The sequence below is a fragment of the Micromonospora arida genome (genome assembly GCF_042873195.1).
Lineage (GTDB): Bacteria > Actinomycetota > Actinomycetes > Mycobacteriales > Micromonosporaceae > Micromonospora > Micromonospora arida.
In genome coordinates this window covers 140,484-164,654 of the sequence record NZ_JBIALC010000010.1, presented here as the reverse complement: position 1 = coordinate 164,654, position 24,171 = coordinate 140,484, and the positions used below count along the sequence as shown (strand labels likewise).

General features: G+C 71.3%; 21 protein-coding genes. 13 read left to right on the top strand and 8 right to left on the bottom strand.

Going from position 1 to position 24,171, the window contains the following annotated elements; genetic code table 11:
• Positions 1-34: 34 nt before the first annotated feature.
• Together argG and ACFYP0_RS25855 are read left to right on the top strand one after the other, a co-directional pair.
• Positions 35-1,486, top strand: a complete 1,452-nt coding sequence (argG, locus tag ACFYP0_RS25860; protein ID WP_124858460.1) for an argininosuccinate synthase — start codon at positions 35-37, stop codon at positions 1,484-1,486.
• 56 nt (positions 1,487-1,542) lie between these two features.
• Positions 1,543-3,258, top strand: coding sequence for a PucR family transcriptional regulator (locus ACFYP0_RS25855; protein WP_449289056.1), 1,716 nt, complete (start codon positions 1,543-1,545; stop codon positions 3,256-3,258).
• Positions 3,259-3,672: 414 nt separating this feature from the next.
• On the opposite strand, the gene ACFYP0_RS25850 is transcribed toward ACFYP0_RS25855, so the two are convergent.
• Entirely contained in the window at positions 3,673-5,022 is a 1,350-nt protein-coding gene (locus ACFYP0_RS25850) for a hypothetical protein (RefSeq protein ID WP_356978996.1), read from the bottom strand.
• A gap of 82 nt (positions 5,023-5,104) precedes the next feature.
• Here ACFYP0_RS25850 and murD point away from each other — a divergent pair, with 82 nt between their 5' ends.
• Positions 5,105-6,451: a UDP-N-acetylmuramoyl-L-alanine--D-glutamate ligase gene (gene murD, locus ACFYP0_RS25845; RefSeq protein ID WP_356978998.1), complete on the top strand. Its 1,347-nt coding sequence runs from the start codon at positions 5,105-5,107 to the stop codon at positions 6,449-6,451.
• 1 nt (position 6,452) lies between these two features.
• Here murD and ACFYP0_RS25840 read toward each other — a convergent pair whose 3' ends face one another.
• The 3 genes from ACFYP0_RS25840 to ACFYP0_RS25830 form a co-directional block, all read right to left on the bottom strand.
• Positions 6,453-6,968 (bottom strand): DUF6114 domain-containing protein, encoded by a 516-nt coding sequence (locus ACFYP0_RS25840; RefSeq protein ID WP_355494751.1) that lies wholly within the window; start codon positions 6,966-6,968, stop codon positions 6,453-6,455.
• 1 nt (position 6,969) lies between these two features.
• Positions 6,970-7,596, bottom strand: a complete 627-nt coding sequence (locus ACFYP0_RS25835; protein WP_124858468.1) for a DUF6230 family protein — start codon at positions 7,594-7,596, stop codon at positions 6,970-6,972.
• A 185-nt stretch (positions 7,597-7,781) separates the two neighbouring features.
• Positions 7,782-8,519 carry a TetR/AcrR family transcriptional regulator gene (locus ACFYP0_RS25830; protein ID WP_355494749.1) on the bottom strand — a complete coding sequence of 246 codons (738 nt, stop codon included), beginning with the start codon at positions 8,517-8,519 and terminating at the stop codon, positions 7,782-7,784.
• Between the two features lie 415 nt (positions 8,520-8,934).
• On the opposite strand from ACFYP0_RS25830, the gene ACFYP0_RS25825 reads away from it, so the two are divergent.
• Positions 8,935-9,618, top strand: coding sequence for a Tat pathway signal sequence domain protein (locus tag ACFYP0_RS25825; RefSeq protein ID WP_355494747.1), 684 nt, complete (start codon positions 8,935-8,937; stop codon positions 9,616-9,618).
• 62 nt (positions 9,619-9,680) lie between these two features.
• Here the strand turns inward: ACFYP0_RS25825 and ACFYP0_RS25820 are convergent, their stop codons facing one another.
• Positions 9,681-10,649 (bottom strand): hypothetical protein, encoded by a 969-nt coding sequence (locus ACFYP0_RS25820; protein ID WP_355494745.1) that lies wholly within the window; start codon positions 10,647-10,649, stop codon positions 9,681-9,683.
• An 87-nt stretch (positions 10,650-10,736) separates the two neighbouring features.
• On the opposite strand from ACFYP0_RS25820, the gene ACFYP0_RS25815 reads away from it, so the two are divergent.
• Entirely contained in the window at positions 10,737-11,609 is an 873-nt protein-coding gene (locus ACFYP0_RS25815) for a hypothetical protein (protein ID WP_355494743.1), read from the top strand.
• 30 nt (positions 11,610-11,639) lie between these two features.
• A complete protein-coding gene (locus tag ACFYP0_RS25810) occupies positions 11,640-12,662 on the top strand; it encodes a hypothetical protein (RefSeq protein ID WP_356979002.1) in 1,023 nt (340 codons plus the stop codon).
• Here ACFYP0_RS25810 and ACFYP0_RS25805 read toward each other — a convergent pair.
• Complete coding sequence (locus ACFYP0_RS25805; RefSeq protein WP_356979004.1) at positions 12,641-12,853, bottom strand: hypothetical protein; 213 nt, start codon at positions 12,851-12,853, stop codon at positions 12,641-12,643. The genes ACFYP0_RS25810 and ACFYP0_RS25805 overlap by 22 nt on opposite strands.
• Before the next feature lie 238 nt (positions 12,854-13,091).
• Here ACFYP0_RS25805 and ACFYP0_RS25800 point away from each other — a divergent pair, with 238 nt between their 5' ends.
• Positions 13,092-14,390: an aspartate aminotransferase family protein gene (locus tag ACFYP0_RS25800; protein WP_124858473.1), complete on the top strand. Its 1,299-nt coding sequence runs from the start codon at positions 13,092-13,094 to the stop codon at positions 14,388-14,390.
• Entirely contained in the window at positions 14,387-15,874 is a 1,488-nt protein-coding gene (locus tag ACFYP0_RS25795) for a CoA-acylating methylmalonate-semialdehyde dehydrogenase (protein ID WP_386997879.1), read from the top strand. Before ACFYP0_RS25800 ends, ACFYP0_RS25795 begins: the two co-directional genes overlap by 4 nt.
• Here ACFYP0_RS25795 and ACFYP0_RS25790 read toward each other — a convergent pair.
• Positions 15,846-17,246 carry an acyltransferase family protein gene (locus tag ACFYP0_RS25790; protein WP_386997877.1) on the bottom strand — a complete coding sequence of 467 codons (1,401 nt, stop codon included), beginning with the start codon at positions 17,244-17,246 and terminating at the stop codon, positions 15,846-15,848. The two genes, ACFYP0_RS25795 and ACFYP0_RS25790, sit on opposite strands and share 29 nt — an antisense overlap.
• Positions 17,247-17,439: 193 nt before the next feature.
• Between ACFYP0_RS25790 and ngcE the strand changes: the two genes are divergently transcribed.
• From ngcE to ACFYP0_RS25775, 3 genes are all read left to right on the top strand, one after another.
• A complete protein-coding gene (gene ngcE, locus ACFYP0_RS25785) occupies positions 17,440-18,855 on the top strand; it encodes an N-acetylglucosamine/diacetylchitobiose ABC transporter substrate-binding protein (RefSeq protein ID WP_386997875.1) in 1,416 nt (471 codons plus the stop codon).
• A gap of 65 nt (positions 18,856-18,920) precedes the next feature.
• Complete coding sequence (locus ACFYP0_RS25780; RefSeq protein ID WP_091403945.1) at positions 18,921-19,829, top strand: carbohydrate ABC transporter permease; 909 nt, start codon at positions 18,921-18,923, stop codon at positions 19,827-19,829.
• Entirely contained in the window at positions 19,826-20,725 is a 900-nt protein-coding gene (locus ACFYP0_RS25775; RefSeq protein WP_124858480.1) for a carbohydrate ABC transporter permease, read from the top strand. Before ACFYP0_RS25780 ends, ACFYP0_RS25775 begins: the two co-directional genes overlap by 4 nt.
• 541 nt (positions 20,726-21,266) lie before the next feature.
• On the opposite strand, the gene ACFYP0_RS25770 is transcribed toward ACFYP0_RS25775, so the two are convergent.
• Positions 21,267-22,253, bottom strand: coding sequence for an N-acetylglucosamine kinase (locus ACFYP0_RS25770; protein WP_386997873.1), 987 nt, complete (start codon positions 22,251-22,253; stop codon positions 21,267-21,269).
• 203 nt (positions 22,254-22,456) lie between these two features.
• Between ACFYP0_RS25770 and ACFYP0_RS25765 the strand changes: the two genes are divergently transcribed.
• Together ACFYP0_RS25765 and ACFYP0_RS25760 are read left to right on the top strand one after the other, a co-directional pair.
• Complete coding sequence (locus ACFYP0_RS25765) at positions 22,457-23,419, top strand: MurR/RpiR family transcriptional regulator (RefSeq protein ID WP_124858633.1); 963 nt, start codon at positions 22,457-22,459, stop codon at positions 23,417-23,419.
• On the top strand, positions 23,416-24,165 hold the full coding sequence (locus tag ACFYP0_RS25760; protein ID WP_091403970.1) for a sugar isomerase domain-containing protein: 750 nt from the start codon (positions 23,416-23,418) through the stop codon (positions 24,163-24,165). The genes ACFYP0_RS25765 and ACFYP0_RS25760 overlap by 4 nt, the downstream gene beginning before the upstream one ends.
• Positions 24,166-24,171 lie beyond the last annotated feature (6 nt).

Below are 24,171 nucleotides of genomic sequence, written 5' to 3'. Positions count from 1 at the left end.
GCATGGCCATGCGTTCTATTGCATAATTTTCCCCGTGTCCAAGGTTCTCACCTCCCTGCCCACCGGCGAACGTGTCGGCATCGCCTTCTCCGGCGGCCTCGACACCTCGGTCGCGGTCGCGTGGATGCGCGACAAGGGCGCCATTCCCTGCGCCTACACCGCCGACATCGGCCAGTACGACGAGCCCGACATCGCCTCGGTGCCCGGCCGCGCGCTCAGCTACGGCGCCGAGGTCGCCCGCCTGGTCGACTGCCGCGCCGCCCTGGTCGAGGAGGGCCTGGCCGCGTTGACCTGCGGCGCCTTCCACATCCGCACCGGCGGGCGGGCGTACTTCAACACCACTCCGCTGGGCCGCGCCGTGACCGGCACCCTGCTGGTGCGGGCGATGGTCGCCGACGACGTCCAGATCTGGGGCGACGGCTCGACCTTCAAGGGCAACGACATCGAGCGGTTCTACCGGTACGGCCTGCTGGCCAACCCGATGCTGCGCATCTACAAGCCGTGGCTCGACACCGCCTTCGTCACCGAGCTGGGTGGGCGTAAGGAGATGTCCGAGTGGCTGCTCGAACGCGGCCTGCCCTACCGGGACAGCACCGAGAAGGCGTACTCGACCGACGCCAACATCTGGGGCGCCACGCACGAGGCGAAGACCCTGGAGCACCTGGACACCGGCATCGAGACGGTCAGCCCGATCATGGGCGTCCGCTTCTGGGACCCGTCGGTGGAGATCCCGACCGAGGACGTCACCGTCGGCTTCGACCAGGGCCGCCCGGTCACGATCAACGGCAAGGAGTTCGGCAGCGCCGTCGACCTGGTGCTGGAGGCCAACGCCATCGGCGGCCGGCACGGCCTGGGCATGTCGGACCAGATCGAGAACCGGATCATCGAGGCCAAGAGCCGGGGCATCTACGAGGCGCCCGGGATGGCGCTGCTGCACTACGCGTACGAGCGGCTGGTCAACGCCATCCACAACGAGGACACCCTGGCGAACTACCACAACGAGGGTCGCCGCCTCGGTCGGCTGATGTACGAGGGCCGCTGGCTGGACCCGCAGGCGCTGATGCTGCGCGAGTCGTTGCAGCGGTGGGTCGGCACGGCGGTCACCGGCGAGGTGACGTTGCGGCTGCGCCGGGGCGAGGACTACTCGATCCTGGACACCACCGGCCCGTCGTTCAGCTATCACCCGGACAAGCTGTCGATGGAGCGTACCGAGGACTCGGCGTTCGGCCCGTCGGACCGGATCGGCCAGCTCACCATGCGCAACCTGGACATCGCCGACTCGCGGTCGAAGCTGGAGCAGTACGCCTCCCTCGGCCTGGTCGGTGGCGGGAACCCGCAGCGGATGATCGGGGCCGCGCAGGCCGCCTCCACCGGGTTGATCGGCGCGATGCCCGAGGGCGGTGCGGAAGCCATCGCCTCCCGGGGCGTCGCCTCGGCGGAGGACGAGGCGCTCGACCGCGCCGCGATGGAGTTCGGCGTCGACTGACCCCTCGCGCCGGTGGCAAGTCGAGTTCCGGCGTCACGGACGGTAGCGTGGCGGCCGTGTTCCCTACCGTCCGTGAGGTCCTCGCCCTGGACCCGGTCCGCCACGGTGCGCCCCGCGTGGTCGCCGGCGACGAGGGGCTGGACCGACCCGTCCGCTGGGTGCACGTCGCCGAGGTGCCGGACATCGCCACCCTGCTCGGCGGTGGCGAACTGGTGCTCACCACAGGCATCGGTCTGCCCGGGGACGACGCCGGGTTGCGCGCGTTCATCGGTGACCTCGCCGACGTCGGAGTCTCCGGGCTCGTCGTCGAGCTGGGCCGCCGGTACGTCAGCGGTGTGCCTCGGGTCATGGCCGCCGCCGCCGAGCGGCGCGGGCTGCCCCTGGTGGAGCTGCGCCGGGCCACCCCGTTCGTCCGGATCACCGAGGCGGTGCACGCGCTGATCGTCGACGCGCAGCTCACCGAGCTGCGCGCCACCGAGGAGATCCACCAGCGGTTCAACGACCTGTCCGTCGAGGGCGCCGACGCCACCGAGGTGATCCGACAGGCCGCCGAGCTGTCCGGTTGCCCCGTGGTGCTGGAGAACCTGTCCCGGCAGGTGCTCGGGTACGACCCGGCGGGCGAGAGCGCCGAGCTGCTGCTGGACGGCTGGGAGCAGCACTCCCGGCGGATCCGCCCGGCCGGGCGGACCGCGTACGACCCGGACAGCGGCTGGCTGGTGACCACCGTCGGTGCCCGGGGGCAGGACTGGGGCCGACTGCTGCTGCGCTGGCCGGCCAGCGGCGACGTGCCCAGCGCCCGGGCCGTCGAACCGAACGCGGGCTCGCCCACCCGGCTCACCATCCTGATCGAGCGGGCCGCGTCCACCCTCGCGCTGGGCCGGCTGATCCGCCGCGACGCCGAGGGCCTGGAGCGGCAGATCCATCGCACCCTGCTCACCGCGCTGCTCGACCACTCCCGCCCGGTGGACGAGGTGGGGCTGCGGGCCAAGGCGCTCGGCGTGGTGCTCGACCGGCGGCACCTGGTCGGCGTGATGGTCCGGCACCGCGCCGACGACCCCGCCGGGGAGATCGGCCCCGAGGCCGGCCAGGCCCGGCTGCGCGATCTCTCCGAGGCGGTCGGCCAGGCCCTGCGGGAGGCGAAGCTGACCGCGCTGACCAGCGCCGTCGACGACAACTCGGTGGGCGCCCTGCTGGCCCTCCCGGACGCGGCCGCCGAGGACCGCGCGCTGTCCGCGTTCGCCAGCGCCCTTCGTCGGGTACGCCTCGACGCCGGCACCGGCCGCGCCACGTCCGGTGTCGATCCGTTCCGGGGTGGCGGTCCAGGTGCCGTGATCGTGGCCGCCGGATCGGGGGTGAGCAGTCCGCGGGAGGCCCGCCGGTCGCTGGTCGAGGCGCGGCAGATCGCCGAGGCCGCGCGCCGGGACCGGCGTGACCTGCCGATCTTCCGGCTGCCCCACGTCGGGCTGGCCGGGCTGCTGCACCTGCTGCGCGACGAGCCCCGGTTGCAGACCTTCGTCGAGCGCGAACTCGGGGCGCTGCTGGAGTACGACGCCCGGCACCCCCGGGAGCAGCTGCTCGACACCCTGCGGGCCTACCTGGAGCAGGGTCGCAACAAGTCTGCCGCGGCCGCCGCCGCCCACCTCTCCCGACCGGCCTTCTACGAACGCCTCGCCCGCATCGCCCGGATCCTCGACGTGGACCTCGACTCGGTAGAGGCCGCCCTGTCCCTACACGTAGCCCTACTGGCCCTGGAAGCGGTCCGAGCGCCCTGACACGGCTCCGTGTTGCGGATTGGACGGCGGACGGCTCGGCGTAGGGGTGGGCATCTGGGTCGGGCACGCTTTGGAGCTGATGTCGTAAACGAATCATCCCCCTGGCCTTACCCGGCCCGGTCATGGCCCGGCCCGGTCATGGCCCGGCCCGGTCATGGCCCGGCCCGGTCATGGCCCGGCCCCTGGGTCCGCTCGGCCATGGTCCGCCCCGACGTGTCCGGGCTCGACGTGTCCGGGCTCGACGTGTCCCGGCCGCGGCTCGGCCCGCCTCGCTCGATTCGTCTACGACATCAGCTCCAAAGGGGCAGCGCGACACACTCCACCGGCTAGCTGTCGCGATCATGGGACCCCCGGAGGGAGGGGTGCGCAACGCCGGCGCGGGGGGCCGGAGCGCGGGCCTGAACGTCTAGCGCGTCACATGAGGTGGTTCAGAGCTTTTGCGTAACTCGGGGGAATGTGGTTGGGGCCTCCGGGGGTGAAGACGTCCGAGGTGGCCACCGCGGACCAGGCCGTCTCCGGGACGGCGTCGACCAGGGCCTGGACCACCGGGGCGTCGCGCCACTGGTCCTGCTCGGCGAGCAGGCCGAGCGCCACCACCGACTCCTCGACCTCGCCCACGCACTCGAACGGCTTGTGCCCGTCCACGCCCAGCAACTCGCGGTAGCCGGGGATCTGTGACTCGTCGGCCAGCAGGTCGCCGCCGAAGATGTGGGTGACCCGCTCCCGCGGCATGAACGGCGCCATGGCCAGGAAGACGAAGCGGCACTTCGGGCAGTCACGGCACCAGCGCTCACTCGCGTCGCGCAGCTTGAACGCCTGGTTGCAGCTGGTCACCACGTCGTCGTACCGGGTGAACTCGGCGAACAGCCGGGCGATGTGCAGCTCGGACAGCGAACGCAGCAGGGAGAAGTACGGGTCGGTCAGGCCGGCGTGCTCGGCCAGCGACGCCCGCAGCAGCCCTTCCGCCTCGACGCCCTTGGACCACTGGTGGTTGATCTCGTGGCCGTTCCAGACCAGGTTCGGGTCGGAGGCCGAACGCTCGTTGGACATCACCACCGGGCCCAGCCCGTGCAGGACGGCGGTGGCCACCGCGATCAGGGAGTTGATGGCGGTGACCGGGATGTGCCCGTTCAGCGCGCCGGCCGCGTTCAGGTCGAACAGCACCGGGTCGATGCGCCGCCGGGCGGCCAGCGGGACCAGCCCGGACGCCTCGTTGACGGCGACGATCACGTGGTTCGGGTTGACCGAGAACGGCACCGGGTCCAGCTCGGCGCGACGCAGCGCCTCCAGGCTGACGATCGAGTCCTTACCGCCGCCGACCGCCGAGAGCGGGCGACGGTCCGAGTCGTCGTACACCCGGGGTGACTCCGGCGTGCCGGCCGGCACCTCCGGGCGCAGCTCGAGCACGTGCGGCAGTTGGTTGCGGTACGCGTACTCCGCGAGGCCCCTGGTGTAGACGGCCGTGACGTAGTCGACGGTGGCCGCGCCCAGCGGCGCCGGCAGCACGAGCCGGGGCGGCGCGGCGGCCTTGTAGTAGCTGACCCCGGCGACGAGGTGCAGCACCTCCAGCACCCGGTTGAGGGTCGCCACCGTCTCGTCGGAGGGCGGCTCCGCCGGCAGCGGAAGTGTGACCACCTCGGTGAACCGCTGCTCACCGGCCGGGCCGGTCAGGGCGTAGTCGAACAACACCTCGCCGGTGGCGAAGTCGATCGAGTAGGACGGGAAGGTGAAGGCGTCCATCCGCCGGAGCTGCTCGTTGGGCACACGCCATACTAGGCCCTGGTTCGTCCGGCCGTGTCCGGACCGGGCCCGCCCTGCCGCCGCCGTGACCCACGAGGAGAGCCCCGTGCGCCTTTCTGACCTGCGCGGACGTACCGTCGCCGTCTGGGGCACCGGTCGGGAGGGCCGGGCCGCTGTGACCGCCATCGCCGCGCACGGCCCGGCCGAGCTGGTCGCCGTCGACGACAGCGCGAACTTCCTGTCGCTGCCCTGGGACGGCCCCCTGGCCGAGGCGGCGCCGCTGGTCACCGGCGAGGCGGGCTTCGAGCGACTGGCCGCCGCGGACGTGGTCGTCCGTTCCCCGGGCGTGCCCCAGACCCACCCGTGGCTGATCGAGCTGCGCCGCCGCGGAATCCTGGTGACCCAGGGCACCGCGCTGTGGATGGCCGACCACGCCGCGCGCACCGTCGGGGTCACCGGCAGCAAGGGCAAGAGCACCACCTCCAGCCTGATCAGTCACCTGCTCACCGCGATGGGGCGGCCGAACGTCTTCGGCGGCAACATCGGGGTGCCGACTCTGGACCTGCCGGACGCCGAGCTGTACGTGTTGGAGCTGTCCAGCTACCAGTGCAGCGACCTCACCGACTCGCCGCGGGTGGCGGTGGTCACCGCGCTCTTCCCCGAGCACCTGGACGCGCACGGTGGGGAACGGGAGTACTACCGGGACAAGCTCAACCTGCTCGCCCACGACCCGCAGGCGATAGTGGTCAACGGTGGCGACCCCCGGCTCGCCGCGGAGCTGGGTGAGCTGCCGGCCGTCCGCGCCGGTCGCCCCGACACCACCCACGTCGCCACCGGCTCCGACGGTACGCAGTGGTTCCATTTCGGTGATCAGCCGCTCTTCCCGCGTGCGGTGCTGCCGCTGGTCGGCCGGCACAACGAGGGCAACCTCTGTGTCGCGCTCGCCGTGCTCGACGCTCTTGGCGTCGACGTGGTGGCCGGTAAGGACCACCTCGCCGTCGCGGTCGCCGAGTTCCAGGGGCTGGCCCACCGGCTCACCGAGATCACCGACCCGTCCGGGCTGACGTTCGTCGACGACACGTTGGCCACCAGCCCGTACGCGGCCATGCACGCCATCGACGCGTACGACGGGCGGCCGTTGACGGTGATCGTCGGGGGCAACGACCGGGGTCTGGACTACACGCCGTTGGCCGAGCACCTGGCGGAGCGGGAGATCACGGTCATCGGCATCCCGGACAGCGGCCCCCGGATCATCGAGGTGCTGGCCGGGCTGCCGGCGGTTCGTACCGAGCTCGCCGAGGATCTGGTGGCCGCAGTCGGGCTGGCGCGCAAGCTGACTCCGGCGGGCGGCGTCGTGCTGCTCTCCCCGGCGGCTCCGAGCTACGGGCGGTTCCGTAACTTCGAGCACCGCTCCGAAGTGTTCGCGCAGGCAGTCGCCGACACCGCCCGCTGACTCACCCCCGGTCGGCCGGGCTGGGGTCCGGTGACTGCATCCCGGGTAGCAGCATGGTGTCGGCGGCGTCCTCGTTCTCATCCTCAGGCGACGCGGGTTTCGCGGGTTCCGTCGGGGCCCCGGTGGCAGGGTGGTCCTTGTCCGGAGTCCAGGCGAAAGCGAGTGCTCCGCCGAGGAGGGCCAGCAGCATTCCGACCACGAAGCCGCCCAGGTTCGAGGTCAACCAGGAGACCAGCCCGAGCACCAGCGAGACCACGGCGTAGAAGACCCGCTGCTGCGGGGCGGTGATCAGCAGTACGCCGCAGATCACGAGGATGGTGGGTACCAGGTATGCGGCGAGCCCCTGCGGTCCGATGTGCAGCAGCACCCCGAGCGGCGCGCGCAGGGTCACCAGCATCTCGGCGCCTCCGAGGGTGATCAGTACGGCGGCGCCGAATGGGCGGGCCCGCCGCCAGCGGCGCCACCGCCCGCGGGATCCGCGGACGGCCGGCGCCGTTTGGTGTTGTTCGCTGCTCATGTCAGCACCCGTCGGGGGTGAACGCCATGCGCAGGTTGGGCAGGTTGAAGACGGCCGCGGTGGTGGCGTAGTTGTTCTGCCGCAGGTTCTCGATGACGATCGAGTCTGCCTGCTGGGAGAAGACGCCGGGGTTGCCCTTCACACCGGGCACCTTGTCCAGGGTGCTGGCGTCCTGCCCGATGTCGATGTTCCTGAAGGCGGCGTTGCCGGCGATCTCGTCGCCGTCGACCACCAGGGTCCGGGCGGTGACAGGTGTGTCGCCGCCGCCGGCGGTGATCTTCAGGAAGACGCCGCCGAGGTTGATGCTCTGGCAGAGGTTGGTCAGCTCCGCCCTGTCGATCGCCGAGACCATCACCAGGACCTGCCCGCCGGTGTCGCCCTGGTTGGGGCTGTCCGGGATCATCTGGTCGAGGGTGGCGAACTGCTCGAACCCGGTGCCGCTGAGCCTGTCGGCGGTGACGGTGAACGGCATGCCCGAGATGGCGAACTGCGCGCCCAGCACGCCCTGGGCGGTGAGCATGATCATGCCAGCGGCACCCGCCACGACGATGCCGAACGTGGCGGCGAACCGGCGCCAGCGCACGCCACTGCGCGGCGGTCCGGGTGCGATTGTGGTTTCCTTCGACATGGCGGCTCCCCTTAAGATCAATCCATCGGCGACAATGGGAATTGCATCTCCGGCCTGCCCTTCTAGGGCGCAGAGCCGAAGTTACCGCCGAGTAAAGGGGAGGTCAACGGCACGTGGCGGCCATTTGGGCGGTATTTGTTAAATGCGGCCAAAGTGAAAAACCGCTGCGGTTTCCGACCGTGTGATCAGGAGTGGTGGGTCGGTGCGCAGGGCGCGGTCGTCCTCGGGCCGTCGTCCGGCCTGATCGGCCGGGTCGCCTGAATCGCACCCTCGGTGCCCAGGAACGGCGCCGTGGCCGCGTAGGTGAGCACCGACAGCAGTTGCGGCAACTCCGCCGCCCGGCCCCGCGCCACACGGCCGCGGACGGTGGCGTAGATGCCGCCGACCACCGTGGACACGAGCTCGTCGCGGTCCACGTCGGCGAGCGCCGGCCCCGGGCCGGCGTCGGCGAAGAATCGGCGGAAGCTGTTGAGCAGCGCGTCGCGCTCGCGGCGGGCATCGGGGCCGGCAGCGTCGACCTCGACGAGCGCCATCCGGGCGAACGCCGGCACGCTCGCCAGCACCTCCAGCAGGGTGCGCAGCGCGGCGCGTGCCGCGTCCGGCCAGGTCGGGCCGGCCTCGCGGTAGGCGCTCTCCATCAGCTGTGACACCACGGCGATCCCGTGCCGGTACGCGGCGAGAAAGGCATCTTCCTTGCCGGTGAACAGGGCGTAGAAGGCTGGCCGGGTCACGCCGGCGGCGTGGCAGATGTCGCTGACCCGGGCGTTGTCGTAGCCCTTCGTCGCCACCTCGTGCACGAGCCCGTCGAAGAGGCGGTCGCGCTGGGTGGCGGCCACGACCTCTGCGGAGACCCGTCGCGGGCCGCGCTTGATCGCGCGGTCCGGGTCGCGGCCCGGGCGTGCGCCCGGCAAGGGCGCCGGCACCGGCTGAGGGTGGCTCTGCGTGGTCAACTCATTGGCCTCTTTCGATCCGTTGACTTTGCGACCCTCCGGGGTTTATAACTTTCCTCACGCTCAGCTCGCTCCCCGTCACCATTGGTGATCACCGCGGGTGGTCACCCCGACTCGTCGAAGGAGGGCCCGATGGTTGTCATTATCGCCGAACACGAACGCTCTCCCAATGCCGGAAAGGCGCAGGTGACGCGGCTACGCCGCAGTGCACCACGCCGACCCGCCCGCTGATCCGCGGCACCTCCCTCACCCGCGCCCTCGCCCGGCGCCTCCACCACCACCGCCACCGTCCACATCGGACGGCCACAATCGCCGCCCGGCGTACCCGCCCGGCGGTGACCGCCTGCGCGGTCCGCTCGTTCCCGTCCCACCACCGGAAGGAAGCACCATGCTCAGGTACGGAAAAATCGGCGGGGGCCTCGTCGCCCTCGCGCTGCTGACCGGTCTCGTAGCCGCCCCGCCAGCCTCCGCGGACCCGTCGGCCGCGCTCGCCGGCAACGTCCTGACCTACCCCACGGCCGGCGGCACCGCCGTCGCCGTCAACGACGTCATCCAGGCCAGCCTCAAGGCCGGCACCAACGCCACCTTCTACAACTCCACCTCGGGCACCACCGGCATCAAGTGCGCCGCGTCCAGCTTCAGCGCCAAGGTGCTCACCAACCCGACTGCCCCGGGCACCGCCACCGAGAGCCTCACCGCCCAGAGCTTCGGCACCTGCACCACAAACGTGTTCGGCACCACCGGGGTGCAGAGCATCGCCCTCAACAACCTGCCGTACGCCACCTCCGTCACCAGCGCCGGCGTGGTCAAGATCTCCGGCACCGCGGCGGCGCCGGTCCAGAGCACCGTCGTGCTGAACTCGCTGCTCGGCACGATCACCTGCGTCTACCGGACCAGCACCAACAGCCTCACCGGCGCGGCAGCCAACGCCACCAACTCGATCACCTTCACCAATCAGCCGTTCACCAAGTTCTCCGGCCCGTCCCTCTGCTTCGGCACCGCGTACTTCTCGGCGACGTACTCGCCGGTGCGCGACAGCACCAAGGGCAACGCCGCTGTCTACGTGAACTGACCATGATCCAGCGGGCCGGTGTGCGGCAATCCGTCGTGCGCCGGCCCTCGACCATGCGCGGGTCAGCCGGCGACCAGCGCCGCGTGCAGGGCGCGCATCGACCGGACGGCCGAGCGGATCTCCTGTAGGTAGCGGCCGGGGCTGAGCGTCTGCTCCGGCAGCCTGGCCAGGTCCGCCAGGGTGGGGTCCACCCCGACGGTCTCGATCTCGCAGCCGTACGGCACGGCCAGGGTACGTAGCGCGTCGCAGTGCTGGAACGGCACGTAGATCGGCGCGGTCACCAGCAGCACCGCGTCGTCGGGGGCGAGCTGGACGTGCCCGGCCCAGAAACGTTGCGTGTCGGCGGTGTGCGCCCGCCGTCGGTGCGGTTCGCTCGACGGCGCGGCGAGCACCCGCACCGCTGGCAGACCAGCCGGCCGGTAGGTCCGCGACGACCAGGAATGGTGCGGATGGCCGGCGTCCACGCCGTCCTGCTCCGTCGGGGCGGCCACCCCGAACACCCGCCGGACCGCCGAGTCCAGCACGTCCACCTCGGTGTCCTCGGCCGGCAGGCCAGCGTCGGCCAGCGTCCCGCGTTCCCACTCTGACAGCGGCCGGAAGCTGCCCAGCACGGCGACCTCGCCGGACACCCGCAGGCCGGTGCGCAGCAGGTGCGCGGCGTGGGCGACGCGGCGCACGCAGGCATGCGCCAGGCCGCCGAGCACCACCAGGTGGGCGTACGCCGGCCGGGACGGCGGCACCGGTCGAACCATGCCGAGGGCGGCGGCCGCGTCGAGGACCACCTCCGCCGTCCGCGCGTCGAAGGCCGGCTCCCGCGCCTCCGGGCGTTCCCGCCCTTGCCGGAAATCCCAGTGCCGGGCAGAGAAGTCGTCCAGCCAGGCGAGGACCGCGGCCAGGTCACCGGCTGGCCAGTCACCATCGAAGTGCCGGATCAGCCCGCGTAGCGGGGCGGAGTCGACCCAGGCCCAGATCTCCGCCGGAACCTGGCCGGCGACCACCCCGGTCGACAGGGCCGCATCCGCTCTCTGCATCTGCCGGATGCTACCCGCCCGGAATGTCGGTACCGGCGGTTGTGAGCAGTCACTACCCTGGCGGCATCGGCGGATTGGGGTAATTCGATGGCTCGTGACGACGTCCGTCGACGGCTCAGGGGACGCGGCAGCACCGCAGACGGGTTCGCCCGCCTGGTTGCGCACACCGATCCGGTGGCGTTGGTCGGCATCACGCTGTCGGTCACGCTCAGTGTCATGCTCGACCTCAGTAACGCGGCCTCCGGGGTGGAGTCGCTGCTGGCCGGCCTGATGGGGATCACCATCTCGCTGCTGGTCGACTCGCTGGCGCGCGCGGAGCGACGGTTCCATCTGCGCACGTTGCTGGACGGCCCACCCTGGCTGGTCCGCACCACCACCGAACTCGCCGGGGCCATGCGCGAGGCCGCGGAGCAGCACGAGGGCACCCGGGTCGCGGCGGAGGCGCAGCGGCGCTACGAGCAGTTCCGGCTGGAGGCCGAGCAGCTCGCGGAGGGTCGGATCATCCGGCGCGGCGACGAGGACGAGGACCTGGTCGGCGCGACCCGGAGCTGCGTGCGCCGGTTGGACGCGTTGACGAACGTGATGCCCCGGGTGAGTGGGGAGCTGAGCTGGTGGCGCAGTGACATCGGACGGCGTTACTGGGAGGCGAACCAGGACGCTCTGGATCGGGGGGTCCGGATCACCCGCGTCTTCGTCTACGCCAAGTTGACCGACGAGCTGTCCACCCTGGTCGAGAAGCAGCGCAAGGCGGGGGTGCGCGTCGGTCTGCTGCTGTTCGGTGTGGTCAGTCCACACCTGCACGTCAATCTGGCAGTCTGGGACGGGTCGAGCTGCTGGGAGGCCCGGATGACCGCGCACGGCGAGATCGGCGAGAACCAGTTCTCGGTCAACCGGACGGACGTCGGCCGGCTCACCCGCGTCTTCGACCTCTGCGCGAATGCCGCGACCTTCCAGGACTGACGGCCCCACCAGGGCGGAGACGGGTGACCCATGACGTGGAGTGCGGTCCTGCTGGTGACGGCCGTGGTCTGGGCGGTCAGCGTGATCCGCTCGGTCCGGCTCCGAGCCCTGGTCTACAGCCTTCCGTTGCCGATGACACTCGCCCTCGTCAGCACCGGCTACCGGGTGGACGGCGCGCAGTTGCTCGGCGTGCTCGGGCTCAACCTCTTCTTCGTCACCGTGGCGGTCACCCACCATCAGCTGCGCTGGCCGATTCTGCTGGCCGATGGCGCGGGGGTCGGCGTGTACGTGGCACTGAGCGCCGGCCTGCTGGCCGTCCCCGTCCCGTTCGAGGCGGCCCTGGCCGGCATGCTGGTGCTCTGGCTTGCGGCGATGCTGCTGCTGCGCCGTCGCGCCCGGTCGCACGCCAGCACACCCGCCGCCGGCCGCCCGGCCGCTGTCGGTTCAGAGGCCGCTGTCGGTTCAGAGGGCGCCCTCGAAACGTCGAGCGACGTCCGTCCGGAGGGGCTGCCGGCGCTGCTCAAGCTGGCGGTCATCTTCGTCGGGGCGATCCTCACCGCGCTGCTCGGTGCGGTGCTACGCGGCATGGTGGTGACGTTTCCCTACTCGGGGGTGCTGGTCGCCGTCGAGGCCCGCCGCGAGCTGCGCGAGTTCAGTCGGCACTTCGCCCGCAACAGCCTCGCGCTGGTCGGTTTCCTCACCGCTTACCACTACCTCCAGGACGTGTCGTCGGCCCTGGCGCTGGGCGCCGGTTGGGGGGCCTTCGCGTTGGTCGCCGCCGCCCTGCACCTACCGCTGCGCACCCGACCGGCAGCGCCGGACCCCGCCGCCACGAACCGCACCGCCTCGAACCGCACCGCGCCCGATCCCACGGCCGCGCCGCCTGTCCGACATTCCGCCGACCCGAAGCCCGCCGGTCCTCCGTCGAATGCTCCGAACCCTGCCGGCCCGGAACGCGGCCCGGATCCTGCGGCGTCGACGGGGCCGGCCGTCCATCCCGGGCCCGACCCGCTCGCACGCGATGAGGTGGGTCAGGTGGGCGTACCGGGGTAGGGCGGTGGCGGTTCGGCGCCCGGGATGAAGAACCCGGTGAACACCGCGGCGTCCGGGGCGCCGGTGCAGGCGAGCGACCGGGCGGCGGCGAGCAGTCCACCCGCCGCCGGTACGGCCAGCGCTTCGCTGCCCCGGCCCACCTCCCGTACGGCGACCCGTTCCAGCTCGGCGATCGTCTGCTCGATCCGCATCGCGTGCCTCCTGGGCGACAGTCGACCACCCCAGGGTAGCCACGCCGGCCAGGCTGCGGATCGAGTGGTGGACGGTCTCGGATGCTGCGGGGAAGGGCGGCGATATGCCGGAAAAGCCACGGAAATCGTTGCGTGCTGTCAGCTCGGGGCCCCTATCGCGCTACACACTGCCAGTTGTTCACACCGGCCGGCGGTGGGAGCGTGCGGTATCCACGAACGCCGCTGAAGGGTTGCCACGATGACCGACGACCTGCTGGCCCGGCACCGGGCCGTGCTCCCGTCCTGGATGCCGTTGTACTACGCCGAGCCGATCGAGCTGGTCTCCGGCTCGGGCCGCCGGGTCACCGACGCGCAGGGTCGCAGCTACCTGGACTTCTTCGGCGGCGTGCTGACCAACATGATCGGGTACGACATCCCGGAGATCCGGGAGGCCGTCGAGCGGCAGCTCGCCACCGGCATCGTGCACACCTCGACGCTCTACCTGATCCGTCAACAGGTGGAGCTGGCCGAGAAGATCGCCCAGCGCTCCGGCATCCCGGACGCCCGGGTGTTCTTCACCAACTCCGGCACCGAGGCGAACGAGGCCGCGCTGCTTGTCGCCACCAACCATCGCCGTTCGCACCAGGTCCTGGCCGTGCGTAACAGCTACCACGGCCGGTCGTACGCCGCGATGGGCGTCACCGGCAACCGCAACTGGTCGGCGAGTGCCCTCAACCCGCTCCAGGTGGCCTGGCTGCACTCCGGTGACCGGGTGCGCGGTCTGCTGGCCCGACTCAGCGCCGAGGAGCAGGTCGACGCGGCGGTGGAGGACCTGCGCGAGGTGTTGGCCACCCAGACCGCCGGTGACGTGGCCGCGCTCATCGCCGAACCGATCCAGGGTGTGGGCGGTTTCGTGCACCCGCCGGACGGGCTCTTCGCCGGCTGGAAGAAGGTCCTCGACGAGCACGGCATCCTGTTCATCGCCGACGAGGTGCAGACCGGATGGGGGCGTACCGGGGAGCACTTCTGGGGTTACCAGGCGCACGGCGTCACCCCCGACCTGCTCACCTTCGCCAAGGGCATCGGCAACGGGTTCGCCCTGGCCGGGGTGGTCGGCCGGGCCGAGGTGCTGGAGTCGGTGCCGGCCATCAGTTTCTCCACCTTCGGCGGCAACCCGATCTCCACGGCGGCCGGCAACGCGGTGCTCGACTACCTGATCGCGCACGACCTCCAGGCGAACGCGGCCCGCGTCGGCGCGATCCTCGCCGACGGCCTGCGGTCCGCCGTGGGCGGGCTCGACTGCGTCGCCGAGGTACGCGGAAAGGGGCTGATGCTCGGCGTCGAGTTCGTCCGACCGGGGGGCAGTGAGCCGGATCCGGCGCTGACCAACCGGGTCTTCGAAGCCGCCCGCGACGGTGGCCTGCTCACCGGCAAGGGCGGGCTCCACGGCAACGTGCTGCGGATGGGTCCACCGTTGACGCTGACCGAGGAGGAGGCCCGTGAGGGCCTGGGGATCCTCGTCGACGCGATCCGTTCGGCGGCGGGGGTGGCGGCATGAGCATCGGTCACTTCATCGACGGCAAGCGGGTCGGCGGCACGTCCGAGCGGCGCGGCGACGTGTTCGACCCGGCGACCGGTCGGCGTACCGCCGAGGTCGAGCTGGCCTCGACCGCGGACGTCGACGTGGCGGTGCAGGCCGCCACCCGCGCGGCGCGGGCCTGGCGGGACGCGTCGCTGGCCCGGCGGTCCGCGGTGCTGTTCGCCTTCCGGGAGTTGGTGCACGCCCGGCGGGACCGGCTCGCCGAGGTGATCACCGCCGAGCACGGCAAGGTGGTCGCCGACGCCGCCGGCGAGGTGCAGCGTGGCCTGGAGGTCATCGAGTACGCGTGTGGCCTGCCGTCGGCGCTGCGCGGCGCGTTCAGCGAGAACGTGTCCACCGAGGTCGACTCGTACACCATCCGGCAGCCGCTCGGAGTGGTCGCGGTGATCTCCCCGTTCAACTTTCCGGTGATGGTGCCGCTGTGGTTCGTGCCGGTGGCGGTGGCCTGCGGCAACGCGGTGGTGCTCAAGCCGAGCGAGAAGGACCCGAGTGCGGCGCTGCTGCTGGCCGAGTGGTTCGCCGAGGCGGGTCTGCCCGACGGGGTGCTCAACGTGGTCAACGGCGACAAGGAGGCGGTCGACGCGTTGTTGGAGCACCCGGAGGTGCGGGCGGTGTCGTTCGTCGGCTCCACCCCGATCGCCCGGTACGTCTACCAACGCGCAACGGCCGCCGGCAAGCGGGTGCAGGCGCTCGGTGGGGCGAAGAACCACATGGTGGTGCTCCCGGACGCCGATCTGGATCTGGCCGCCGACGCGGCGGTCAACGCGGGGTTCGGCTCGGCGGGGGAGCGGTGCATGGCCATCTCGGTGCTGGTGGCGGTGGAGCCGGTGGCGGACGCGCTGGTCGAGCGGATCGCCGCGCGGGTGACCGGTCTGCGTACCGGCGACGGCCGGCGGGGCTGCGACATGGGCCCGTTGGTCACCGCCGCCCACGAGGCGAAAGTGCGGTCCTACGTGGACGCCGGTGTCGCTGCCGGCGCGGTGGCGGTGGTCGACGGGCGGGACGTGACGCCGGACGGCGACCCGGACGGTTTCTGGCTCGGTCCGACGCTGTTCGACCGGGTGACCCCGGACATGTCGATCTACACCGACGAGATCTTCGGACCGGTGCTGAGCGTGGTCCGGGTCGGCTCGTACGACGAGGCGGTGGACCTGGTCAACGCCAGCCCGTACGGCAACGGAACGGCGATCTTCACCAACGACGGCGGGGCTGCCCGGCGCTACCAGCACGAGGTGGAGGTGGGCATGGTCGGGATCAACGTGCCCATCCCGGTGCCGATGGCGTACCACTCGTTCGGTGGCTGGAAGTCGTCCCTCTTCGGTGACCTGCACGCCCACGGTGAGGACGGAGTGCGCTTCTTTACCCGGGGCAAGGTCGTCACCAGCCGCTGGTTGGATCCGCGCCACGGCGGGGTCAACCTCGGGTTCCCCACCCAGACCTGAGCAGTCGCAGCACGCCCGCCCCGGCCAGGTACGCCGCCAGCGCCGGGACGGGCGTGCCGAGCGGCTCCGGGGCCTGCTGCGGTGCGGTGCTGTTGACCAGCAGCGCGGCCACCACGGCGGCGTAGCCGGCCACCGCCAACGCCGACCGGGCCGGGGTCCCCCGGAGGGTCGGCCGCCGGGTGCGGTGCAGGCCGCTGCGCGCCTCCACCGGCCCGAAGATGGCGACCAGCACCGCCAGTACGGCGCCGAGCAGCAGCAACCAGGGCACCCGCCAGGCCCACCAGGCGGCCGTGTCGACCGCCGGGGTGGGCAGCGTCCCGACCGCGTCGAGCAACCCGATCAGCAGGATCGCGGCGGTCAGGTGCCAGAGGAAGACGGTCAGCACCACCAGGTTGACCCCGATCACCAGCTGCCACGGCCCGGTGCGGCGCAGCAGTCGCTCCGCCGGGCCGCGCAGCAGCAGGATCAGACCGAGCTGACCGGCGGCGACGGCCAGCAACGCGAGGCTGGGCGGCGCGGCGTTGTCGAGCCGCTCGTCGGGCACCTTGAGCATGGCCACCGGCCAGGGGCCGAGCACTGTGAGCAGCAGCGCCGCGCCCAGCCCGCCCGCCAGGAAGACCAGACCGGCCGGACGGGAGGTGGGCAGCCGCCGTCGGCGTACCCCCGGGCGGTCGGGGGTCGACGGCCCGGCAGCGTCGGTCTCGGCACGTGGCGGCGCGGCGCGGGCGTCGTGCCAGGCGAAGCCGAGCTGGTGGACGGCGAGCCAACCGAACAGGTAGTTGCCGTAGCTCAGCTCCTCCGGCCCGCTCAGCCGGCCGAGGTCGCCGAGGCCGACCAGGGCGACGAGCGCCAGCGGTACGGCCAGGCCGAGGCGGCGGTGCAGCGCGTACATCGGTGGGGTGAGCGCGACCGCCGCCAGATAGGCGACCAGGAACCAGAGCGGAATGGTGGCGAACCAGAACACCTGGCGGATCCGGGTCGGGTCGATGTCGCGCAGCCAGGCGACCGCCGCCGCAGCGGTGAGCACCAGCAGCAGCGTGCTGGTGGGGCGGAGCAGGCGGGCACTGCGGTCGATCAGCCAGCCGGTGGCGTCGCCGCCGCGGGCCCGCAGCCGGGTCAGCGAGGCCGCGTTGGCGTACCCCCCGACCAGGAAGAAGACCGGCATCACCTGGGCCAGCCAGGTCAGCGGGTACGCCCAGCGCAGGTCGCCGAGCGCGGAGTGCCCGGTGGCCTGCCCGGCGACGTCGCGCCCGATCACCGTGACGCTCCAGTGTCCGAGAACGACCATGGTGATGGCGAGCGCGCGGAGCAGGTCGACGAACCGCTCCCGCCCAGCGGGGGTGCGCTCGGCCAGCTGGCGCAGACGGCGCATTGCCCAAGGCTAGGCGACCTGGCGGCGGCTGGTGGTGATAACGGTTCGACCCTCAGGACTTGAAGTCCGAGCCCGGCTGTCGTAGAAATTCTTCAGCAATAGAGCATGAACTGAAGAGAACTACCGCCCCTCGCGCGGCGGACGCCTCCCCCCACAGACCGGCGATCCGCCCGACCCGACCCGAGGAGAACCCATGAACAGGCGTGACATCCTGCGGCGCAGCGCCGCCGCCGGCCTCCTGGCCACCCCCGCCGCCGGCCTGCTGTCCGGCTGCGCCACCAGCGGTGGCGGCGACAAGAACGATGCCGAGACCTACCAGGGCACCAAGAGCGCGCAGAACCCGCTCGGCGTGAAGGAGGACGCCCCACTCGAGGTGGTGATCTTCGGCGGCGGGTTCGGTGAGGAGTACGCCAAGGCCCACGAGGCCATGTACACCGAGAAGTACCCGAAGGCGAAGATCAAGCACTCCTCCACCCAGGAGATCAGCAAGACCCTCCAGCCGCGCTTCGTCGACGGCACCCCGCCGGACGTGGTCAACAACTCCGGCTCCAGCCAGATCGACTTCAACGGCCTGGTCAGCCAGAACGCCCTCGCCGGCCTCGACGACCTGCTGGCCGCCCCGAGCCTCGACATCCCCGGCAAGACGGTCAAGGACACCCTGCTGCCCGGCGCGGTCGAGGTCGGCTCCTACGACGGCAAGTTCCTGGTGCTCAACTACACCTACACCGCCTACGGCATCTGGCACTCCGCCAAGCTCTTCGCCGACCGCGGCTGGTCGTACGCGAAGACCTGGGACGAGCACATCGCGCTCTGCAAGCAGATCAAGGCCGCCGGCATCGCCCCCTGGACGTACGCCGGTCTGCACCCCCGCTACATGAGCTGGCCGCTGATCTCCACGGCCATCAAGTTCGGCGGCCCGTCCGTGGCGACCGCCATCGACAACCTGGAGCCGAACGCCTGGAAGTCCGACTCGATGCGCGCCGCCGCCGACGCCTGGCACCAGATCGTCAAGGACAAGTACATCCTGGAGGGCTCGCCCGGCCTGGACCACAAGCAGTCGCAGACCGCCTGGTGCCAGGGCAAGGCCGCCTTCATCTCCTGCGGCTCCTGGCTGGAGAGCGAGCAGAAGGACGTCACCCCGGCCGGGTTCAACATGACCATCGCACCGACGCCGAGTCTGGGCAGCGGCGACAAACTGCCGTTCGAGGCGATCCGGGGCACCGCCGGTGAACCGTTCATGGTGCCCGCCAAGGCCCGCAACGTCGCCGGTGGCCTGGAGTACTTCCGGACCATGCTCTCCAAGAAGGGCGCCCAGGACTTCACGAAGAAGGTCGCCAGCCTCACCGTGGTCGCCGGTGCCACCGAGGGCGTCGAGCTGCCGTACGGGCTGAGCACCGTGGTCAAGGCCCTCGACGCGTCCGGTGCCAACGGCTTCAACTGGGTCTACAACAACTTCTACCGCAAGTTGGAGCGCAACCTCGTCGACGCCGCGTGCGGCGAGTTCTTCAGCGGCCGGATCGGCCCCGCCGAGTTCCTCGAACAGTGCCAGAAGGGCGCCGACTCGATCGCCCAGGACAGCTCGATCAAGAAGTACAAGCGAGCGGCCTGAACCGCCCGGCCGGTGGGGGAGAGGTCCGCCCCCACCGGCCGTACCCCAACGGAGAGGTCCCTCTCGTGAAACATGGCAAGTGGCCGTTGATCGTCACGTTCCTGGTGCCACCGGTGCTGCTGTACGTGTTCTTCGTCGTCTCGCCGTACCTCCAGGCGTTCCAGATCTCCACCACCGACTGGCTCGGCTACTCGGCCGACGCCAACCCGGTCGGCCTGGCCAACTTCAAGACCCTCTGGCACGACGACTACGTGTGGAACGCGCTGAAGAACAACGCGATCCTGCTGGGTCTGGTGCCGGTACTCACCATCGTGCTCGGGCTCTTCTTCGCCACCATGCTCGCCATGGGCGGGCGCAAGGGCAGTGCCGGCGTCACCGGCGTACGCGGTGGCGCGCTCTACCGCACCGTCTACTTCTTCCCCCAGGTGCTCTCCGTGGTGATCATCGCGTTGCTGTGGAAGGAGGTGTACCACCCCAACAAGGGGCTGCTCACCACAGCGCTGCACGGCCTCGGCCTGCCCGCGCCGACCTGGCTCGGCGACCCGGCGACCGCCTTCTGGTGCGTGCTCGCCGTGATGGTGTGGAGCAACGTCGGCTTCTACGTGGTGCTGTTCGGCGCGGCGATGTCGGCCGTACCGAAGGAGATCTACGAGGCCGTCCTGCTCGACGGCGCGTCCCGGTTCACCACCCTGCGCCGGGTCACCCTGCCGCTGCTCTGGGACACCGTCCAGGTCGCCTGGGTCTATCTGGCCATCTTCGCCCTGGACGGGTTCATCCTCGTGCAGCTGATGACCAATGGCGGGCCGAACTTCTCCACCGATGTGATCGGCGTACGCATGTACGACACCGCCTTCGGCAGCGAGACCAAGTTCGGCTACGCCTCGGCGATCGGCGTGGTGATGTTCTTCCTGACCCTCTCGGTGGCGGTGCTGTCGCTGCGGGTCGGCCGGCGCGAACGGATCGAATACTCGTGACAACTCTGGATCAGCCCACCGCGACCGCCCCGACCCCGGTCGTCAGCGGGGACCGCCCGATACGCCGGGAACTCGGCGTGGCCAACGCCCTCTCGCACGGCTTCCTGCTGCTCTGGGGCCTGCTCACCGTACTGCCACTGCTGTGGATGTTCATCAGCTCGTTCAAGACCAACGGTGAGATCCTCGCCGACCCGTGGGGGCTCCCCGGCGCGCTGCACCTGGACAACTGGGCGCGGGCCTGGACCGGCGCGCACATCGGCCGGTACTTCCTCAACAGCCTGGTGGTGGTGACCGGCTCGGTCAGCCTCACCATGCTGATGGGCGCCACCGCCGCGTACGTCTTCGCCCGCTACGAGTTCCGCGGCCGCCAGGTCGTCTACTACCTGTTCGTCGGTGGCCTGATGTTCCCGGTGTTCCTCGCCCTGGTGCCACTCTTCTTCGTGGTCCGCAACGCCGGCCTCTTCAACACCTGGCTCGGGCTGATCCTCGTGTACGCGGCCTACTCACTGCCGTTCACGGTGTTCTTCCTGACCGCGTTCTTCCGGACCCTGCCGACCTCGGTGGCGGAGGCCGCGCTGGTCGACGGCTGCGGTCACTTCCGGCTCTTCTTCCGGGTGATGCTGCCCATGGCCCGTCCGGGACTGATCAGCGTGGCGATCTTCAACTTCCTCAGCCACTGGAACCAGTTCCTGTTGCCGCAGGTGCTGTTGCAGGGCGACGAGTCCAAGTGGATGCTGGCGCAGGGACTGTTCGCGCTCTCGGTCAGCCAGGGCTATGCCGGCGACTACGCCCGGCTGTTCGCCGGGCTGAGCATCGCGGTGCTCCCGGTGCTCGCCATCTACGTGGCCTTCCAGCGCCAGGTGCAGTCGGGCCTCACCGCGGGGCAGCTCAAGTAGGCTCCGTTCCCGCCTCCTCGCGATAGTCCTCCAGGCAGCCCAGGTCTGACCGATCCTGATCAGTCGCCGGTGAGGCCGGCTCGGCGCCGACGCGCCGAGCCGGCCTGTCGTCAGATCGCGAGGGCCTCGCCGTCCACGGGGAGCAGGACACCGTGGATGAGTGACGCTTCCTCCCTGGCGAGGAAGCGTCACTGCCGCGGCGGTGTCCTGCACAGTGCCCGTACGCCTGTCCGGGTTGCTCTCGGCGAGCTGATCGAGGAGCGGGCGGAGGTCTTCGTTCCCGCCGACCACCGTGATCGTGCTGGTCTCGGGCGCCCGCGCACCGGTGATCGCGCTAAATCCTGGAAAGAGTCCCCTCGTCGCGGCCGGAGGGCACTACATCCTGGATCGAGTGCGATCATGCGCGCGCTACGGCGCGGCACGGCGCGCGGTGCACGGCACGGCACGGCGCGGTGCGCGGGGCACGGCGCGGTGCGCGGGGCGCGGTGCGCGTGGTGCGGGGCGCGTGGTGCGGGGCGGCGCGCGCCCAGCGCGGACGGCTTCAGGGGGTGGGGAAGAGGCGGGCGTGCAGGGCCGCAGGGTCGGTCACCTCGGGTAGGCCACGGGCGGCCAGCCAGGCTGCGGCGGCGGCACCGTCTCCGGCGGTACGCAGTGGCGCGTCCGGCCAGTGTCGCGCGATCTCGGCCCGGACGGCGGCGGCCAGTGGGGTGTCCGCGGTGAGCAGGCCGCCGCCGAGCACGATCGGTGTCACAGCCCCGGCGGGGCGGATGCGGGTCACGCTCTCGGTGAGGTGCCCGGCCGCGTCGGTGATCAGTTCGGTGGCGACCGGGTCGCCGTGGGTGGCGGCGTCGACGACCAGCGGCGCGAGCCGGGCCAGGTCGATGGGGGGTCGACGGGTCACCGCCTGGATGGTGGCGTCGACGGTGTCCCGGGGGCGGGCGGCGATGTCGGCGCTGCCCAGAATGTCGGTGAGCACGGTCGTGGTCAGTGCGCCGAGCCCGCGGCCGGTGTCGAGGTCGGCGAGCAGCCGGCGCACGGCTTCCCGACCGAGCCAGAAGCCCGAGCCGGCGTCGCCGAGCAGCCAACCGTGGCCGTCGGCGACCCGGTCGAGCCGCAGCTCGTGGACCTGGGCGGTGATCGCCCCGGTGCCGGCGATGAGGATGGTTCCGTCCGGGGCGGCGGTGCCGGAGGCGTACGCGACCAGGGCGTCGCCGTGCACCTCGTACGGGCAGCGCAGGCCGGCGTCGTGCCAGGCCTGGTCGAAGGCGGCCCGTCCGGCCGGGTCGGCGAGCAGCCGGCCCGCTCCGGCGAGACCGATGGTGCCGGCGGCGACCCGGGTCGGGTCGAGGTCGGCGAGCGCCTCGCGGAGCGAGGTCAGCAGTTCGGCGGCGGCGCGTTCGGCGCCGTGACTGGTGGGGTTGCCGCCGCCGGCTCGGCCGGTGCCGACGCGTTGCCCGGTGAGGGTGAGGACGGTCGCCCGGGTGGACGTACCGCCGACATCGAGACCCACCACCACGGTGTCGGACATCGGCACGGTCTCCTTGCGCGGAACGGCGATCTGGCTTGTTCATGCTGGTCGGCGGGGTCGTGCGGGGCAAGTTGTGGCCGGCGTGAGGGGCTGTGCGCCAGGTAACAGTTTGAAAACTTCGCCCACGGTCTTGACATAGACGGTCGTTCAGTAAGAAATTTTACCACTAACAGTTAAGAGTCCTTTGAAAATGTGAGGCGTCGATGGTTGATCATGAGGTGGACACCGCTGCGGGGACCGCGGTGGTCGACGCCGATGCGATCGACCGGCGGAACGCCCTCGGATCAACCTCCGACGGGGTGCTGGCCAGGGTCCGCAACGGGCTCGGCGAGTTGACCGGTGCCCTGCACCGCGTCGCCGAGCACGTGCTCAGCGACCCGGAGGCCGCCGCCCGCTCGACCATCGTCGAGCTGGCCGAGCGCAGTGGCACCTCGCCGGCGACCATCACCCGTTTCTGCCGGGCGATGGGCTTCGAGGGGTACGCCGACCTGCGACTGGGCATCGCCTCCGAGACCGGCCGGGCCCGCTCGGCCGGTTGGACCGTCGACATCGGACGGGAGATCCAGCCGAGCGACCCGCTCGCCCGGGTGCTCGACCAGATCATGGCCGCCGACACCCGGGCCATGCACGACACCGCCACCCTGCTCGACCTCAGCGAGGTGGAGCGGGCCGCGGTGGCGATCGCCGGCGCCAGCAGGGTGAACATCTTCGGTGCCAGCGGCAGCGCCCTGGTCGGTGAGGAGATGCAGTTCAGCCTGCACCGCATCGGTGTGGCGGCGTGGGCGTGGAACGACGTGCACGAGGGGCTGGCCAGCGCCGCGCTGCTGCGCGCCGGAGACGTGGCGCTCGGGATCTCGCACACCGGGCAGACCCGGGAGACGATCGAGATGCTCGCCGAGGCGGGCAGCCGGGGCGCCACCACGCTCGCGCTCACCGGCTTCCCCCGCTCCCCGTTGGCCGAGCTGGCCGACATCGTGCTGCTCACGGCCAGCCAGGCCACCACCTTCCGGCCGGACGCGCTCTCTGCCCGGCACCCCCAACTGGTGGTGCTCGACCTGCTCTACATCGCCGTCGCCCAACGCACGCACGACCGCGCGCACGCGGCCTTCCGGCGGACGGCGCAGGCCGTCGACGGGCACAAGGCAGCGAAAGGGGCCGGCTCGTGATCAGCGCCCAGGGGTACGCGGACGCCGTCCGCCCGGTGCTCGACCGGCTGCTCGACTCGGAGGCCGACGGGATCACCCGGGCCGCCGACCTGATCGCCGACAGCCTGCGCGACGGCGGCGTGCTCCAGGCGTTCGGCGCCGGGCACTCGGAGGCGTTCGCCGCCGAGTTGGTCGCCCGGGCCGGCGGGCTGGTCCCCACCAACCGGCTCTCGGTACGGGACCTGGTGATGCACGGTGACGCCCCGCGTGACGTGCTCGCCGACCCCAAGCTGGAACGTGATCCCTCCATCGCCCACCAGATCTACGCGCTCGCGGCCCCCCAGCCGCGCGACGTGTTCGTGGTGGCGTCCCAATCCGGCATCAACGGCTCGGTGGTCGAGCTGGCGGCGCTGGTCACCGAGCGCGGTCACCCGTTGATCGCGGTCACCTCGGTCGAGCACACCGCGCGGGTCGCCCCACGGCACCCGTCCGGGCACCGGCTCGCCGACCTCGCCGACGTCGTGCTGGACAACGGCGCGCCGTACGGCGATGCACTGCTGCCGCTCGAGGGCGGCGGCGCGGTCTGTGCGGTCTCCTCGGTCACCACCGCGCTGCTGGCGCAGTTGCTGACCGCCGAGGTCGTACGACGGTTCCACCAGGCCGGAGAGGTGCCCCCTATCTACCTCTCCGCCAACGTCCCCGGCGGGGACGAGCACAACCTCGCCCTCGAGTCGCGGTACGCCGGACGTCTCCGGCGTACCGCATGACCCGAA

Bases quoted from the DNA above. Each gene is read 5' to 3' on its own strand.
- ACFYP0_RS25840 (WP_355494751.1), bottom strand. From the start codon at position 6,968: ATGAGCAGCGAACAACACCAAACGGCGCCGGCCGTCCGCGGATCCCGC.
- ACFYP0_RS25835 (WP_124858468.1), bottom strand. From the start codon at position 7,596: ATGTCGAAGGAAACCACAATCGCACCCGGACCGCCGCGCAGTGGCGTG.
- ACFYP0_RS25825 (WP_355494747.1), top strand. From the start codon at position 8,935: ATGCTCAGGTACGGAAAAATCGGCGGGGGCCTCGTCGCCCTCGCGCTG.
- ACFYP0_RS25820 (WP_355494745.1), bottom strand. From the start codon at position 10,649: ATGCAGAGAGCGGATGCGGCCCTGTCGACCGGGGTGGTCGCCGGCCAG.
- ACFYP0_RS25815 (WP_355494743.1), top strand. From the start codon at position 10,737: ATGGCTCGTGACGACGTCCGTCGACGGCTCAGGGGACGCGGCAGCACC.
- ACFYP0_RS25810 (WP_356979002.1), top strand. From the start codon at position 11,640: ATGACGTGGAGTGCGGTCCTGCTGGTGACGGCCGTGGTCTGGGCGGTC.
- ACFYP0_RS25805 (WP_356979004.1), bottom strand. From the start codon at position 12,853: ATGCGGATCGAGCAGACGATCGCCGAGCTGGAACGGGTCGCCGTACGG.
- ACFYP0_RS25800 (WP_124858473.1), top strand. From the start codon at position 13,092: ATGACCGACGACCTGCTGGCCCGGCACCGGGCCGTGCTCCCGTCCTGG.
- ACFYP0_RS25795 (WP_386997879.1), top strand. From the start codon at position 14,387: ATGAGCATCGGTCACTTCATCGACGGCAAGCGGGTCGGCGGCACGTCC.
- ACFYP0_RS25790 (WP_386997877.1), bottom strand. From the start codon at position 17,246: ATGCGCCGTCTGCGCCAGCTGGCCGAGCGCACCCCCGCTGGGCGGGAG.
- ngcE (WP_386997875.1), top strand. From the start codon at position 17,440: ATGAACAGGCGTGACATCCTGCGGCGCAGCGCCGCCGCCGGCCTCCTG.
- ACFYP0_RS25770 (WP_386997873.1), bottom strand. From the start codon at position 22,253: ATGTCCGACACCGTGGTGGTGGGTCTCGATGTCGGCGGTACGTCCACC.
- ACFYP0_RS25765 (WP_124858633.1), top strand. From the start codon at position 22,457: ATGGTTGATCATGAGGTGGACACCGCTGCGGGGACCGCGGTGGTCGAC.